Source organism: Telluria sp. LT2P80, assembly GCF_059685955.1.
On record NZ_JCASIO010000008.1, the window covers coordinates 282,977 to 297,489 of the forward strand.

Here is a 14,513-nt window from a genome sequence, read left to right on the forward strand (position 1 = left end):
AGAGGTTGGGCGATATCCTGCTTCCTATCCTGTAAATTATTTGTTAGCGCGAACATTCTGCTTGCCAGCGTCGTCTGTATTGTTTAGCATGGTTTGCAGCAAGCTAATAGTCGCCACCCACAGGCGACACATAAGAACAATCAGGAGACACCATGCCTACCACGTACGCGCGCCAGCTTGGCGTGTTCGTGGGCGCGGTCGCGGCCATCGTCGTCGGGGCCGCTGCCACGGCCACGGCCACCGTCACGGACACAGCGACCGCGGCGTCATCATCCGGCGCTGAGGTATCAGCGACTGTATCGACTGCATCGACTGCATCAACCGTCGCCTATGCCTGGGACAGCGTCGCCATCGGTGGCGGTGGCTTCGTGACGGCCGTCGTGCCAAGCCGCAGCGAGCCGGACGTCGCCTATGCGCGCACCGATGTTGGCGGCGCCTACCGCTGGAGCGCAAAAGAGGGCCGCTGGTATCCGCTGCTCGACTGGGTCGGCGAAGACCAGACGGGCTTCCTGGGCATCGATGCACTCGCCGTAGATCCGCACAACGCCGGCAACATCTGGCTGCTGGCCGGTATCGCCTACCTGAACGGCGGCCGCACCGCCATCCTGCGCTCGACCGACTATGGCAAGACCTTCGACGTCGTCGATGTCACCGCCCAGTTCAAAACGCACGGCAACGGCTTCGGCCGGCAAAACGGCGAGCGGCTCGCTGTCGACCCGGGATCGAATCAATCGACGAATACACGCCTGTACCTCGGCTCACGCCGCAACGGCCTGTTTACCAGCAATGACTCGGGCAAGACCTGGCAAAGAAACGACGCGCTGCCCGTCACGACGACGCCGAACGACGTCGGCCTGAACATCGTGCTGCCCGATCCCGCCAGCGTAAAAGATGGCCACGCGCGCCGCGTGTTCGTCGGCGTCTCGCGCTTCGCCAGCGTCGGCCCCAACCTGTACCGCAGCGACGATGCCGGCGCGAGCTTCCAGCCGGTGACAGGCGGACCGGCCGGCCTGATGCCCCAGCGTGCCGCGCTCGATGGCGCAGGCAACCTGTACATCGCGTACGCCGACGGCGCCGGTCCGCATCCGGACAAGAGCGGTAACGAACCGATGCAACGGGGCCAGGTCTGGCGCTACAAGATCGCCACGGGTGCCTGGGCCGACGTCACGCCGGCCGGCTGGACGCGCCCGTTCGCCGGCATCAGCGTCGACCCGGTCAACCCGCGCCGCCTTGTCGTCTCGACCATCAACACGTTTATCCCACAAGGCGACGCCAAAGGCGACCGCATCCTGGTGTCGAACGACGCCGGCGCCACCTGGACCGACGTCATCGCGCGTGGCTTCCGGCGCGACGCCGCCGGCGTGCCGTGGCTCGAAGGGCATGCGATTCACTGGGCCGGGTCGGTCGAATTCGATCCCCGCGACTCCCGCGCGGTCTGGGTCACGTCCGGCAACGGCATCTTCCGCACCGCGAACATCGACGCCGTCCCGGCCACCTGGACGTTCACGGTCAAGGGGCTGGAAGAGACGGTGCCGCTTGGCCTGGTGAGCATGCCGGGCGCGCCGCTGGTGTCCGCCATCGGCGACTACGACGGCTTCCTGCACGACGATCCGGCGCGCCATGGCCGCATCCACAAGCCCGAAATCGGTACCACGACGGGCCTGGACGCGGCGGCGGGCCGGCCCGGCACCCTGGTGCGGGTTGGCGACGCGATGCTGGTCACGCGCGACGGTGGCGCCACCTGGAACAAGACACCGACGATGCAGGGCACGCGGGGCCAGATTGCCATCTCGGCCGATGGCGCAACGCTCGTGCACACGCCGCAGGACTCGACGACCTCGTTCCGCTCCGGCGACACGGGCGCGACCTGGACCCCGGTCGCCGGCCTGACGGGCAATCGGATGCGCGCCGTGGCCGATCCGGTGCGGGCGAACGTGTTCTACGCGTATGATGACAAGGCCCTGGTGGCCAGCAGTGACAGCGGCGCCACGTTCACGGCGCGCGCCAGTCTGCCTTCGGGCGGCTCGCGCCTAATCCGCGCGGCGCCCGAACGGGAAGGCGACTTGTGGGCCCCGCTCAAGCAGGGGGGCCTCGCGCGCTCGATCGATGGCGGCGCCAGCTTCAAGCCGGTATTCGATATCGACTATTGCGGCGCGGTCGGCTTCGGCAAGGCTGCACCGGGCAAAACGTATCCGACGGTGTTCATCTGGGGCAGTGTCAAGGGCGTGCGCGGGATCTACCGCTCGCTCGACACGGGCGCCACCTGGCAGCGCATCAACGATGACGCGCACCAGTATGGCGGCCCTGGCGACGGCCACTTCATCGTCGGTGACATGAACCGCTTCGGCGTTGTCTACATGAGCACTGCCGGACGCGGCATCGTGCACGGAAAGCCTGTTACCCAATGACCTTGAATCACACGCTGCGCGTGGCGCTTGCCGCCACCAGCCTTGGCTTCGGCCTGACCTTTGCCGGCGCCGCGCTGGCCGCTCCCGACCTCGTCTTGCGCTACCACGCGCCCGCACAGGACAACGACACCGGCTGGGAGAAGGAAGCCCTCCCGATCGGCAATGGCCGCATCGGCGCCATGCTGTTCGGCCAGCCGGGCCGCGAACACCTGCAGTTCAACGACATCACCCTCTGGACCGGCGACGACAAGACGATGGGCGCTTTTCAACCTTTCGGCGACGTGCTGGTCGACCTGCCAGCCCATGCGAGCGGTGTGACCAACTACCGCCGCACGCTCGACCTGGTGCGCGGCGTGCACACGGTCACTTACACGCACGACGGCGTGAACTACAAGCGCGAAGCCTGGGCCAGCTATCCGGCGCAGGTGATCGTGCTGCGCCTGTCGGCCGACAAGCCGGGCCGCTACACGGGCAGCGTCGCATTGACCGACCGCCACGGCGCCCACCTGGCCGTCAGCGGCAACCGCCTGTACGCGGCGGGCACGCTGGCCGGCTTCGTGCTGCCCGACCAGGCCCCGAGCACGAACGTGATGTCGTATGCGAGCCAGGTCCAGGTGCTCAACGACGGCGGCAAGCTGGCCGTCGACGGCAAGCGGATCGGCTTTGCGAATGCAAATTCGGTCACGCTGGTGTTGGGCGCCGGCACCAGCTTCGTCATGGATCCGGCGCGCCGCTTTGAAGGCGGCCATCCGCTCGCACGCGTGACGCAGCAGGTGAGCACGGCCGCCGCGCGCCCCGTCGACGAGCTGCGCGTCGAGCACGAGCGCGATCTGGGCAACCTGCTCAAGCGGGTGGAGCTCGATCTGGGCCCGACGCTCGCCGAGCGCCGCACGCTGCCGACCGACGCGCGCCTGCTGGCCTACACGCGCGAAGGGGGCGACCCGGAGCTCGAAGCGCAGTATTTCCAGTATGGCCGCTACCTGCTCACCGCCAGTTCGCGCGGCTCGCTGCCGGCCAATCTGCAGGGCCTGTGGAACAACAGCTATGCGCCGCCATGGAATGCGGACTACCACACCAACATCAACGTCCAGATGAATTACTGGCCGGCCGAGGTGACCAACCTCTCCGAACTGGCCGAACCGTTCTTCGGCTTCGTGAATGGCCTGGCGCCGGTCTGGCGTCAGCAGACGGCGCAGGAATTCAAGGGCAAGGATGGCGCGCCGATTCGCGGCTGGACACTGCGCACCGAATCAAACCCGTTTGGCGCGATGGGCTACCTGTGGAACAAGACGGGCAACGCCTGGTACGCCCAGCACTTCTGGGAACATTACGCCTTCACGCGCGACGAACGCTTCCTGCGCGAGACGGCTTATCCAATGATGAAGGAGGCTGCCGCGTTCTGGCAGGACTACCTGAAGGTGCTGCCCGACGGACGCCTGGTGGCGCCGCAAGGCTGGTCGCCCGAGCACGGCCCGGTCGAAGACGGCGTCGCCTACGACCAGCAGATCGTCTGGGACCTCTTCAACAACACGATCGAAGCGGCCGGCATCCTGGACATCGATCCCGAACTGCGCGCCGAGTTGACCAATCTGCGCGACCGCCTGGCCGGCCCGCGCATCGGCAGCTGGGGCCAGCTGCTCGAATGGCTGGACGAAAAACACGATCCGGTGCTCGATACGCCGCATGACACGCACCGCCACGTGTCGCACCTGTTCGCACTGTTCCCGGGGCGCCAGATCGGGCCTGTCAAAACGCCTGAGCTGGCCGCTGCGGCCAAACGCACGCTCGAAGCGCGCGGCGACGCCGGCACCGGCTGGTCGATGGCGTGGAAGATGGCGTTCTGGGCCCGCCTGCACGACGGCGAACGCGCCCACCGCATGCTGCGCGGCGTGCTGGCCGCGCCCGGCGCCCGCGCCGCCGAGCAGGGTGGCATCTTCTCGGAACATAACAATGCGGGCGGCACCTACCCGAACCTGCTGGACGCGCACCCGCCATTCCAGATCGACGGCAATTTCGGCGCCACCGCCGCGATGGCTGAAATGCTCGTGCAATCGCACGCGGGTGAAATCCAGGTCTTGCCCGGGTTGCCGAAAGCCTGGGCCACGGGCTCGGTCAAGGGCTTGCGCGCGCGCGGCGGCTTTGAAGTCGACATCGTCTGGCGCAAGGGACTGCTGAAGAACGTCACCGTGCGCGCCCCGTCGAACGACGGCAAGGTCAAGCTGCGCTACGGCGCATGGGTGACCGAAGTCGAGCTCAAACAAGGGCAGAGCCGCACTGTGTCTGCCTCGCTGTTCAAATAAAAAACGACACCACGAAGGAGACAACCCGCATGAAGCTGAACCAGATCGCCCGCCGCCTGACGCATCTCGCGCCACTGTGCCTGGCCTTGACGGCGCACGGCGCGCTGGCCGCGCCCGAGCTGCCGCGCCTCGAGAGCAAGGACGGCCGCCACGCCCTGATCGTCGACGGCGCGCCGTTCACGATGCTGGCGGGCCAGGCCCACAACTCCAGCAATTACCCGGCGGCGTTGCCGAAGGTCTGGGCCGCGCTGAAGGACGCGGGCGCCAATACGCTCGAGATGCCGATCGCGTGGGAGCAGATCGAACCGAAAGAGGGCAGCTTCGACTTCAGCTTCCTCGACACGCTGGTCAAGCAGGCGCGCGACAACAAGATCCGGCTCGTGATCGTCTGGTTCGGCACCTGGAAGAACACGGGGCCCGGCTACCTGCCGGAATGGGTCAAGTTCGACAACGCGCGCTTTCCGCGCATGAAGGACAAGGACGGCAAGACCGTCTACAGCCATTCGCCGTTTGGCGAAGAGACGCTGGCGCTGGACCGCCGCGCATTCGTGCGCATGATGGAGCACATCAAGAAGACCGACAGTGCGCACCGCACCGTGATCATGGTGCAGGTCGAGAACGAGGTGGGCACCTACGGCTTCGAGCGCGACTTCGGCGCGCGCGCGCAGGCCGCGTTCGCGCAGCCAGTGCCGGCCGCCGTCGTGGCGCGCCAGACGCCGAAGGTCCATGGCGTCACGAGTGGCACCTGGACCCAGGTGTATGGCGACTACGCCGCCCAGTACTTCCATTCCTGGGCGATTGCCAGCTACATCGAGTCGATCGCCAAGGCCGGCCGCGCGGTCTACGACTTGCCGATGTTCGTCAACAATGCGCTGCGCGAACCGGCGCTGGACGGCAAACCGGCAGCACTGTGGAAGGACGGCGGGGGCTTCGCCAGCGGCGGGCCAACCTATGACGTCCTCGACATTTATAAAGTGGCCGCGCCCCACATCGACTTCGCTGCGCCGGACATCTACATGCCGGAATCGAAAAAAGTCAAGGCGGTCCTCAAGTCGTTCCAGCGGCCCGACAACGCATTGATGATCCCGGAAATGGGCAACGCGCCCGGCTACGCGCGCTACGTGTACCAGGCCCTGGGCATGGGCGCGATCGGCGTGGCGCCGTTCGGCCTGGATTATGCCGACTACAGCAACTACCCACTGGGCGCCAAGCACACCGACAAGCGGATGGTCGAACCATTCGCCAAGGTGTACGGCGTGTTCGCGCCGATGACGCGCCAGTGGGCGCGCTGGGCCTTCGAAGGCCGTACCTACGGCGTGGCCGAGGGCGACGACCGCGCCGCGCAGACGGTGGCCATGAAGGGCTGGACGGCGAACGTGTCGTTCCGCGAGTTCCAGTTCGGCGAGCGCCAGTACCTGAAGGACAAGAACGAGTACCAGTCGGGCACCGAGCAGCCGGCTGGCGGCGTCGCGTTCGCGCAGATCGGCGACAACGAATTCGTCATCGTCGGCCAGCAGGCGCGCGTGAAGCTCTCCGGCAGCGGCGCCAACGACGGCAAGCCGTCGATGCTGGCACGGGTCGAAGAAGGGCGCTTCGACGCGAATGGCACATGGGTCATGGAGCGCAACTGGAATGGCGACCAGACCGATTACGGCCTGAACCTGCCGGCCACGCCGACCGTCCTCAAGGTCCGGCTGGGCACCTATACCGAGTAGGCGTAACAAGTAATAAGCACAACAAGTAATAAGCATAAAAAGTACACAACAGGAGATCGACAAATGCGTATGACACAAGTGGCGGCCGCAGTAGTGATGCTGGCGGCAACCGGGGCCGATGCAGGCACCTTCCAACAGACCGCGACCGGTATCGAGGTGCGTCCGGACAGCGGCGCCAAGGTGGTGCGGCTGAACCTCATGAGCGACAACATCGTCCAGGTGGTCAAGCTTGACCAGGCCGACAAGACGCTCACGCCATCCCTGATGACGGTCGCCAAGCCATGCGCGAGCAGCTGCGCCTTTACCGTCACGCCCGGCAAGGACTCGGTCCAGCTCAAGGCCGGCAAGATCGCCGCCACCGTGTCGCTCAAGGATGGCCAGGTCGCCTTCTTCGACGCGAACGGCAAGCGCTTCCTGGCGCAGGCTTCCGAATCGATGCAGCCCGTGAACGTGGGCGGCAAGCCGTTCGTGGCGATCAAGCAGGGCTTCAACCACGGCACGAAGGATGCGTATTACGGCCTGGGCCAGCACCAGAACAACCAGATGAACTACAACGGCGAAGACGTGCTGCTCCAGCAGCACAATATGATCGCCGCGGTGCCGTTCGTCGTGTCCGACAAGGGCTATGGCGTCCTGTGGGATAACAATTCGATTTCTCGCTTCGGTGACCAGACGCCGTACGATCTGATGTCGCGTGACCTGGTTCTGCGCGGCGTCGATGGCAAGAGCGAAGGCCTGACGGCCCGCTACTACATCGGCGGCAAACTGGCGCTGACGCGACAAGAGAAAGACATCGATTATCAGTACCTGAAGGACCTCGACGAGAACTGGCCGAAAGAGCTCGGCCCGCACAAGGACCTGAAGGACGTGCGCGTGGTCTGGGAAGGCACGATGAGCAGCGACAAGCCGGGCGTGCACAAAATGCAGCTGTACTCGTCGGACTACGCGACGCTGACCGTCGACGGCAAGCAGGTCATGGATGTCTGGCGCATGGGCTGGAACCCGTGGTACCACAACTTCGAAGTCAAGTTCGCGAAGAACAAGCCGGTCAAGCTGCACCTGGAGTGGAAGCCATCGGGCGGCATGGTCGCGATCACCCACAACAATCCGTTGCCGGCGCCGGAGCGCCATTCGCTGACGCTGTCGTCCGAGATCGCCGAAGCGATCAACTACTACGTCATCAGCGGCGACAACATGGACCGCGCGATCGCCGGCTACCGCCACCTGACCGGCCAGCAGCCGATGATGCCGAAATGGTCGTACGGCTTCTGGCAATCGCGCCAGCGCTACGAGACGCAGCAGCAGCTGCTCGATACAGTGACCGAGTACCGCAAGCGCGGCTGGCCGCTCGATAACATCGTGCAGGACTGGTTCTACTGGCCCGAAGACGGCTGGGGATCGCACGATTTCGACCAGAAGCGCTTCCCGGACCCGAAGGGCATGGTCGACGCGGTGCACAAGCAGAACGCGCGCATCATGCTGTCGGTGTGGGGCAAGTTCTACGCCAATACCGACAACTACAAGGAGCTCGAGTCCAAGGGCTATATGTGGACCAAGAACGTCGAGAATGGCTCGCGCGACTGGGTCGGCAAGGGTTACCTGAACAGCCACTACGATCCGTATACCAAGGAAGCGCGCGACATCTACTACCGCCAGCTGAAGACGAAACTGGTCGACCTGGGCTTCGACGCCTGGTGGATGGACAATACCGAGCCTGACGTTCTGTCCAACAGCCGCCTGGAAGACTTCAAGGAACTGATCGGCCCGACCGTGTATGGCGCCGGCGAAATCACGTTCAATCCGTACAGCCTGGTGAGCACGGGCGCGATGGCCGATGGCCTGGCGCGCGACCAGCCGGACAAGCGCCAGTTCATCCTGTCGCGTTCGGGCTTTGCAGGCATCCAGCGCAATTCGGTGGCGGTATGGAGCGGCGATACGGTCGGCCGCTGGAACAACCTGTTCGACCAGATCGCATCGGGCACGAACATGTCGATGTCGGGCATCCCGAACTGGACCCACGACATCGGCGGCTACGCGCAGGAAGTGCGCTACCAGACAGGCGACGTGGGCTCGGCCCAGGAAAACCGCGTCACCTCGCGCGCCGAAGCCAATCCGGAAGACATGAAGGAATGGCGTGAGCTGAACCAGCGCTGGTTCCAGTTCGGCGCCTTCACGCCGCTGTTCCGCTCGCACGGTGAAGTGGTCAAGCGCGAGATCTACAATATCGCCAATGGCGATGACACCATGCGCGACAATATGGTGTGGTACCTGAAGCTGCGCTATCGCCTGATGCCGTACATTTACACGATGGCGGCCGACACGCACTACGGTTCGGGCACGATGATGCGTGGCCTGGTGATGGACTTCCCGCACGACGAGAAGGTCAAGAACATCAAGGACCAGTACATGTTCGGCCCGTCGTTCCTGGTGGCGCCGGTGTATGCGTACAAGGCCACGTCGCGCCAGGTGTACCTGCCGGCGGGCGCGGACTGGTATGACTTCCATACGGGCGAGCGCTTCAAGGGCGGGGCCACGCGCACCGTGCAGGCACCGCGTGAGCGCATGCCGCTGTTCGTCAAGGCCGGCTCAGTTATCACGGCGGGCCCGGTGACGCAGTACGTCGACGAGAAGCCGGATGCGCCGGTCACGCTGTTCGTGTACGCGGGTGCCAATGGCGAAGCCACGCTGTACGAAGATGATGGCGTGACCAATGCCTACGAGCGTGGTGAGGCCAGCCGCATCCGGATCGCCTACGACGACAAGACAGGCGTCGTGCAGATCGGCGAGCGCGCCGGCCAGTACAAGGGCATGCCGATGAAGCGCGAGTTCAAGGTGCGCGTCATCAAGCCGGGCGTGTCGACGGCGGAGAATCTGGACGCGGCCGACAAGACCGTGGTCTATGACGGCAAGCCGGTGACCATCAAGCTGTAATCATTACGGCGCTTATCAACAGCCGGGTGCCAGCATGCACCCGGCTTTTTTCATACTGACATCCATGAAAAATCTCGCGTATTCACTTGCACTGGCCGCCTTGCTGCATCTTGCGCCCGCTGGCGCTGCCAACCAGATCGCGGCGGATCATCCTAACCTGGCCTATACGGGCCGCGTGGACATGACCGATGCGAAGGCGCCCGTTCTGAGCTGGCCCGGGACGAGCATTGCCGCCAACTTCACGGGCACCTCGCTGGCGATCGTGCTCGATGACCAGCACGGCAAAAATTACTTCAATGTGTTCATCGATGGCGACACCGCGCGGCCCGTCATCCTGCAGCTGGAGAAGGGCAGCAAGACCTATCTGGTCGCCAATGGCCTGGCAGCGGGCGCGCACCGTTTTCTGCTGACCAAACGCACCGAGGGTGAGGAGGGCGCCACCGTCTTCAAGGGCATCGAGCTCGATGACAAGGCGCCGCTGGCGCCGCCGCCCCCACGGCCGACGCGCAGGATCGAGTTCTTCGGCGATTCGATCACGAGCGGCATGGGCAACGAAGCGCCCGATGATGGGCGGGACGATCTGGGCAAGGACAAGAACAACTACCAATCGTATGCGTCAATCGCAGCGCGCCAGCTTGGCGCCGAAGCACACATCACGTCGCAGAGCGGCATCGGCGTCATGATCAGCTGGTTCCCGTTTACGATGCCGGATTTTTATGACCAGATCAATGCCGTCGGCGACAACGACAGCCGCTGGGACTTCAAGCGCTGGACGCCTGATGTCGTCGTCATCAACCTGATGCAGAACGACAGCTGGCTGATCGGGCGCGATCACAAGCTGCAGCCGGAACCGACGGATGCGCAGCGTATCGCGGCCTACCAGGCGTTCGTTGCCCGCGTGCGCGCGCTGTATCCGAACGCGTACATCGTCTGCGCGCTGGGGAGCATGGACGCAACCCGCGCCGGTTCCGTGTGGCCGGGCTACGTCAAGTCGGCGGTGGCGAACCTGCACGCATCAGGTGACGCGCGCATCGATACGCTGTTCTTCCCGTTCACTGGCTATGGGCAGCATCCGCGTGTCAAACAGCATCAGGCCAATGCGGACTTGCTGACCGCGTTCGTGCGAAAAAAACTGGGTTGGACGGGGACCAAATAACGGTGCAGTGCCTGTCATGCCACGAGTGAGAACGTCGCAGTCTCGCCTGCGCGGATCGTCGTTTGTAGATGCGTCGTTCCCGCCATGCGGGCCAGCACATGATCGAGGCAGTAGGTTGCGAGGTGGATGCGGGCCTCGTCCGGCTGGAAGTGATCCCATAGCACGCTGAATCTGAAGTCGGTATCGCGTTCGTTGCTGGTGGCAGTTGCCTGTTGCCCGGCCGATGTCGATGCCTGCACCTCGAATGCCGCATGGCGCCGTGGCCTGGCGCGAATTTCAGCGGCCATGGTGTCGGAGATCGAAAAATCGGTCTGGGTCGATGGCGGCTCGTCAGGGAACAGTTCCTCGAACGTCTTGCCGGCATCGCCATTCGCGTCACCCTGGTTCAGGTGGACGCGCACGATGTCTCCCAGCTGCACGGGATGGTCGATCAGCCAGGTCAGATGGCCGCAGCTGCCTTCGTCATAATTACCGCCCATCGCATCGACGGCCGCTTTCAACGTCCGGTCGAGCGCGCCATGCACGGATACGTTCATGAGGCGCGTTGAGGCCAGGTTGATTGTCGTGATGCGCACGTTGTTGACGTCAACAGCAATATGGGGCATGGCGCTGGTTAATTGGTGAGGTAATCAACTATAGAACGAGAAACGGGCGCGATTCGAGTCTGCGGACCCATGTCGGGTTACACAGAGCGCAAAGACTGCACCAGGTCAGTGAAAAACCGCTACCGAAATTGACGCAATAATTAAATTCAACAAACGCAATTTGTTGCGACCAGGACAATTTCTGCGTACGCTTGCGGAAAGCCCGCTATTAGCCAGTACCGGCCTGTCGCGACCAATGCTGCATTTCAGCCCGGCTGACCTGCCATGCTGGACCGAACAGCCGGGTTCCGCCGATTTGTTAGGAGAACAAATGTTAGACCCAACAATTGAGCTCTTTGACGCTGTACGGATCACGGAGTTAAGACAGCCTGTGAATTCTGACTTGGGCAAGGGCGATATTCGTAAACCAGAGGTAGGTGACGTCGCGTGGGTCATTGAGATTTACGAAAAGCCACCGGGATACGAGCTGGAATGCAGCGACAAGAATGGAATCACCGAATGGCTACATTTATTCTCGCCTGACGAGATCAAATTTGAGAAGGTTGTGAAGTTATAGCGCGCCTGTAGCCTCCGACGTCTGCTTTGAGTCGTCAGTTGCCGGCCGAGATAGCGTGTGACTTTTCCAGCATGGCAACCCGCTAAGCTAACGCAAGGGCCGAATTCGGCCAGGAGTACAAGCTCGACATTGCTATATGGCAACAATGGGAAAACACGATATGCCGGATGTACACCTAGATTTAATGCGCGACCCTGCTCGCACATTCCCATCAGTTGCAGATCCCGAACTGGTACGTAGCGCAAGGATATGGCATTGTAAGTACAAGAGCCTTGTACCCCTGAGCGCGCTGCCTAACCTGGAGGAGCTGGTGATTGCTACGTTTCCTGATGAGTCTTTCGAGTTTCTTGGGAAGCTCAGTGAACTGCACTTTCTGCAAATACTGCACATGCCGAAGATCTGCGATATCTCGCCGCTAAGCAGGCTACAACGGCTGACGACATTGTCCCTGTCGACGCTCCCGAGCTGGGACGCTTCGAGAAAAACAACAACGGTTCAGTCGCTCGATCCGTTGGCCCATCTTCCTCTGCTGACCCATTTAGAACTTTTAGGTGTATGTCCTCCGGACAAATCGCTCGTCTCACTTGAGAAGTGCAAACATCTTCAAACAGCTCGCGTATCGCAGTATCCCCGTGATGAGACGACTCGCTTCTTTAGCGCAACAGAAGTCATCAACGAGTTCAACCCCCGCCCGTTTTTCTTTTAGAGGCCAATGTCTGCAGTGGGTCTATTTCGGTCTGTCGCGGCCACTGTTGGATTTTCTACCTGGCAAACTGCTATGCTGCCTACACGGCCGGGCTGGGCCAGAAGCGGACTTTTGCTACGAACATTGAAGGAACGAAATGGGTACAGCCAACACGAAGTATGAAAAGCTGTTTGCCGTGTATGAAGACCTCACTACAGCAATCGCTGACATACACGACCCAGTTATTTCGTCCCTTTGTTCGTCATGGAAGTCCTTGAAGAGCGCCTATGAACAAGCCTTAAAGGCAGGGGTACGTAAGTCTCAAATAGCGTCCGGTTTGGAGCAAGGGTTACGCGAACTGCCGATGCTTCTGCGCAAGGTTGAGAATGGCAAACGTGCCCAAGTCTCAAAGATTCTGCACAGTTCAGTAGCCAGGAACTTCCCCGAATTCTTCAGGCAGGATGCATTGCTGCTCGCCGCAATTATCGAACGATCAAAAATCAGAAACGCGCGCGAATACTATGCAGTACGTCATCGAATTGATGAGTTGGAAGGCGACACAGGCACTCTCGATGAGTGCAATTTGCTGTACAAGCTCGTTGATCAGTTCGACTCGTAAGCGCCGCTTCAGGACAGTACCGGCCTTCGCGGCCACCGCTGGATTATCAACCTGGCCACCTGCTATGCTTAGCATAACGGCCGGGCTCGGCCAAAAGCGGACCTAAGGCCCAGTGCAGTTTCCAGACAATTACACCGTAGACGCACACATGATCCCAGCCGATTTTTTCGGATGCAAGGTAGCCGGGGTCAGGTAGCCGGGGTCAGGTCTGACATTTGGACACGAGCTCTTCCCTAAATGTAGCCGGGGTCATGTAGCCGAGGGTAGCCGGGGTCAGGTCTGACATTTGGACACGAGCTCTTCCCTAAATGTAGCCGGGGTCATGTAGCCGAGTAGCCGGGGTCAGGTCTGACATAGTAGCCGGGGTCAGGTCTGACATTTGGACACGAACTCTTCCTAGTACCTTCAACCAGGCATCGTTAAACAGGCATCTTGTTAAGCCCGTGCCTGAATGTCGGACCTGATCCCGCCGGTGTGGTCGAAGTCCTCGAAGTGCTGTACAACCCGGCCCACGCCTGAATCGATTTCCAGGAGATGCAGTTCGATGAGGTGCTGCTTTCAAGCAATACGACTCGGCCACGGACATGCCATGCGCCCCACGCGGGATTCACCCATCCGGCCACGCCGACCGATACTCCTCCCCGTGAGAGTATCGAGAACCGTTGCCTTTTCATCTTCGACTCACAGGGTCCACGCTAAATGAACACCATCGAATTCTGGTTCGATTTCGGCAGCAACTATAGTTACCTGAGCATGATGCGGATACGCGATGCAGCGGCCGCTGCCAACCTGCGTGTCGAGCTGAAGCCGTTCATGCTCGGTCCGATCTTCAAGTCGCTCGGGTGGGAGAAGTCGCCATTCGTGCTGCAGACGCTGAAAGGCAATTACGTATGGCGTGATATGGGCCGCCAGTGCGTCAAATACGGCTTGCGCTGGCAACGCCCTTCCGTATTTCCCCGTAATGCGCTACTTGCCGGGCGCATCGCACTACAGGGCAAAGGCACGTCCTGGCTTGAGGGTTTCTGTGAACAGGTCATGCTGGCCAATTTCGCGGACGACCGCGACATTGGCGACGAGGCGGTGCTGGCCGGGATTCTCGCAGGACTTGGCGCTGACAGTGCAGAGATCATCGCGGCAGCGAAAACGGATGCGTGCAAGGCCGCGCTGCGTGCGCGCACAGCCGATGCCCAGGCCCGCGGCATCTTTGGCGCACCCATGTTTTTCGTTGGCGACGAGATGTTCTGGGGGAATGACCGTCTCGAGGATGCGATCGCTTACGGAAAATAGCCGGGGTCAGGTCTGACATTTGGACACGGACTCTACCCTAGTACGTTTGAAAAGGTATCCTTCAACAGACTTCTTGTTAAGCTCGTGTCCGAATGTCAGACCTGACCCCGCTGGTGCTGTTAAGCTCGTGTCCAAATGTCAGACCTCGTATATTGAAGATACCAGCGCACCAGTAGATAATATTGTTGATGTGGCCGGTCGGGGTGACACTGTTCAGACTGAGTGCCATTGAGCACGTGGGTCAGATTGGT

The 14,513-nt window shown here is 62.0% G+C and carries 11 protein-coding genes; 10 read left to right on the top strand and 1 reads right to left on the bottom strand.

Features of this window, described 5'->3' with window-relative positions; all coding sequences use genetic code 11:
• Window positions 1–152 precede the first annotated feature (152 nt).
• The 5 genes from AC56LW_RS20140 to AC56LW_RS20160 all read left to right on the top strand — a co-directional run bounded on the left by AC56LW_RS20140 (window position 153) and on the right by AC56LW_RS20160 (window position 10,510).
• Complete coding sequence (locus AC56LW_RS20140) at window positions 153–2,408, top strand: exo-alpha-sialidase (RefSeq protein ID WP_499637093.1); 2,256 nt, start codon at window positions 153–155, stop codon at window positions 2,406–2,408.
• Window positions 2,405–4,708 (top strand): glycoside hydrolase family 95 protein, encoded by a 2,304-nt coding sequence (locus tag AC56LW_RS20145; protein ID WP_499637095.1) that lies wholly within the window; start codon window positions 2,405–2,407, stop codon window positions 4,706–4,708. Before AC56LW_RS20140 ends, AC56LW_RS20145 begins: the two co-directional genes overlap by 4 nt.
• 29 nt (window positions 4,709–4,737) lie before the next feature.
• A complete protein-coding gene (locus AC56LW_RS20150; protein ID WP_499637097.1) occupies window positions 4,738–6,423 on the top strand; it encodes a DUF5597 domain-containing protein in 1,686 nt (561 codons plus the stop codon).
• Between the two features lie 63 nt (window positions 6,424–6,486).
• A complete protein-coding gene (locus AC56LW_RS20155) occupies window positions 6,487–9,354 on the top strand; it encodes a glycoside hydrolase family 31 protein (protein WP_499637099.1) in 2,868 nt (955 codons plus the stop codon).
• A 64-nt stretch (window positions 9,355–9,418) separates the two neighbouring features.
• Complete coding sequence (locus AC56LW_RS20160) at window positions 9,419–10,510, top strand: SGNH/GDSL hydrolase family protein (RefSeq protein WP_332532114.1); 1,092 nt, start codon at window positions 9,419–9,421, stop codon at window positions 10,508–10,510.
• A gap of 14 nt (window positions 10,511–10,524) precedes the next feature.
• On the opposite strand, the gene AC56LW_RS20165 is transcribed toward AC56LW_RS20160, so the two are convergent.
• Window positions 10,525–11,115, bottom strand: a complete 591-nt coding sequence (locus tag AC56LW_RS20165; protein WP_332532113.1) for a hypothetical protein — start codon at window positions 11,113–11,115, stop codon at window positions 10,525–10,527.
• A gap of 235 nt (window positions 11,116–11,350) precedes the next feature.
• Here AC56LW_RS20165 and AC56LW_RS20170 point away from each other — a divergent pair, with 235 nt between their 5' ends.
• From AC56LW_RS20170 to AC56LW_RS20190, 5 genes are all read left to right on the top strand, one after another.
• The gene (locus tag AC56LW_RS20170; protein WP_499637101.1) at window positions 11,351–11,671 is read left to right on the top strand and encodes a hypothetical protein; all 321 of its coding nucleotides are present in this window, start codon (window positions 11,351–11,353) and stop codon (window positions 11,669–11,671) included.
• Between the two features lie 136 nt (window positions 11,672–11,807).
• Window positions 11,808–12,377, top strand: a complete 570-nt coding sequence (locus AC56LW_RS20175) for a hypothetical protein (protein ID WP_499637102.1) — start codon at window positions 11,808–11,810, stop codon at window positions 12,375–12,377.
• A 136-nt stretch (window positions 12,378–12,513) separates the two neighbouring features.
• Window positions 12,514–12,975: a hypothetical protein gene (locus AC56LW_RS20180; protein WP_332532110.1), complete on the top strand. Its 462-nt coding sequence runs from the start codon at window positions 12,514–12,516 to the stop codon at window positions 12,973–12,975.
• Between the two features lie 534 nt (window positions 12,976–13,509).
• Entirely contained in the window at window positions 13,510–13,674 is a 165-nt protein-coding gene (locus AC56LW_RS20185; RefSeq protein ID WP_499637103.1) for a hypothetical protein, read from the top strand.
• A complete protein-coding gene (locus AC56LW_RS20190; RefSeq protein WP_332532109.1) occupies window positions 13,675–14,262 on the top strand; it encodes a 2-hydroxychromene-2-carboxylate isomerase in 588 nt (195 codons plus the stop codon). It begins immediately after the preceding gene.
• The last annotated feature ends 251 nt before the right edge of the window (window positions 14,263–14,513 follow it).

Coding starts and splice junctions, on each gene's coding strand:
- AC56LW_RS20140 (WP_499637093.1), top strand. CDS start 153: ATGCCTACCACGTACGCGCGCCAGCTTGGCGTGTTCGTGGGCGCGGTC.
- AC56LW_RS20145 (WP_499637095.1), top strand. CDS start 2,405: ATGACCTTGAATCACACGCTGCGCGTGGCGCTTGCCGCCACCAGCCTT.
- AC56LW_RS20150 (WP_499637097.1), top strand. CDS start 4,738: ATGAAGCTGAACCAGATCGCCCGCCGCCTGACGCATCTCGCGCCACTG.
- AC56LW_RS20155 (WP_499637099.1), top strand. CDS start 6,487: ATGCGTATGACACAAGTGGCGGCCGCAGTAGTGATGCTGGCGGCAACC.
- AC56LW_RS20160 (WP_332532114.1), top strand. CDS start 9,419: ATGAAAAATCTCGCGTATTCACTTGCACTGGCCGCCTTGCTGCATCTT.
- AC56LW_RS20165 (WP_332532113.1), bottom strand. CDS start 11,115: ATGCCCCATATTGCTGTTGACGTCAACAACGTGCGCATCACGACAATC.
- AC56LW_RS20170 (WP_499637101.1), top strand. CDS start 11,351: ATGCTGCATTTCAGCCCGGCTGACCTGCCATGCTGGACCGAACAGCCG.
- AC56LW_RS20175 (WP_499637102.1), top strand. CDS start 11,808: ATGGCAACAATGGGAAAACACGATATGCCGGATGTACACCTAGATTTA.
- AC56LW_RS20180 (WP_332532110.1), top strand. CDS start 12,514: ATGGGTACAGCCAACACGAAGTATGAAAAGCTGTTTGCCGTGTATGAA.
- AC56LW_RS20185 (WP_499637103.1), top strand. CDS start 13,510: ATGCAGTTCGATGAGGTGCTGCTTTCAAGCAATACGACTCGGCCACGG.
- AC56LW_RS20190 (WP_332532109.1), top strand. CDS start 13,675: ATGAACACCATCGAATTCTGGTTCGATTTCGGCAGCAACTATAGTTAC.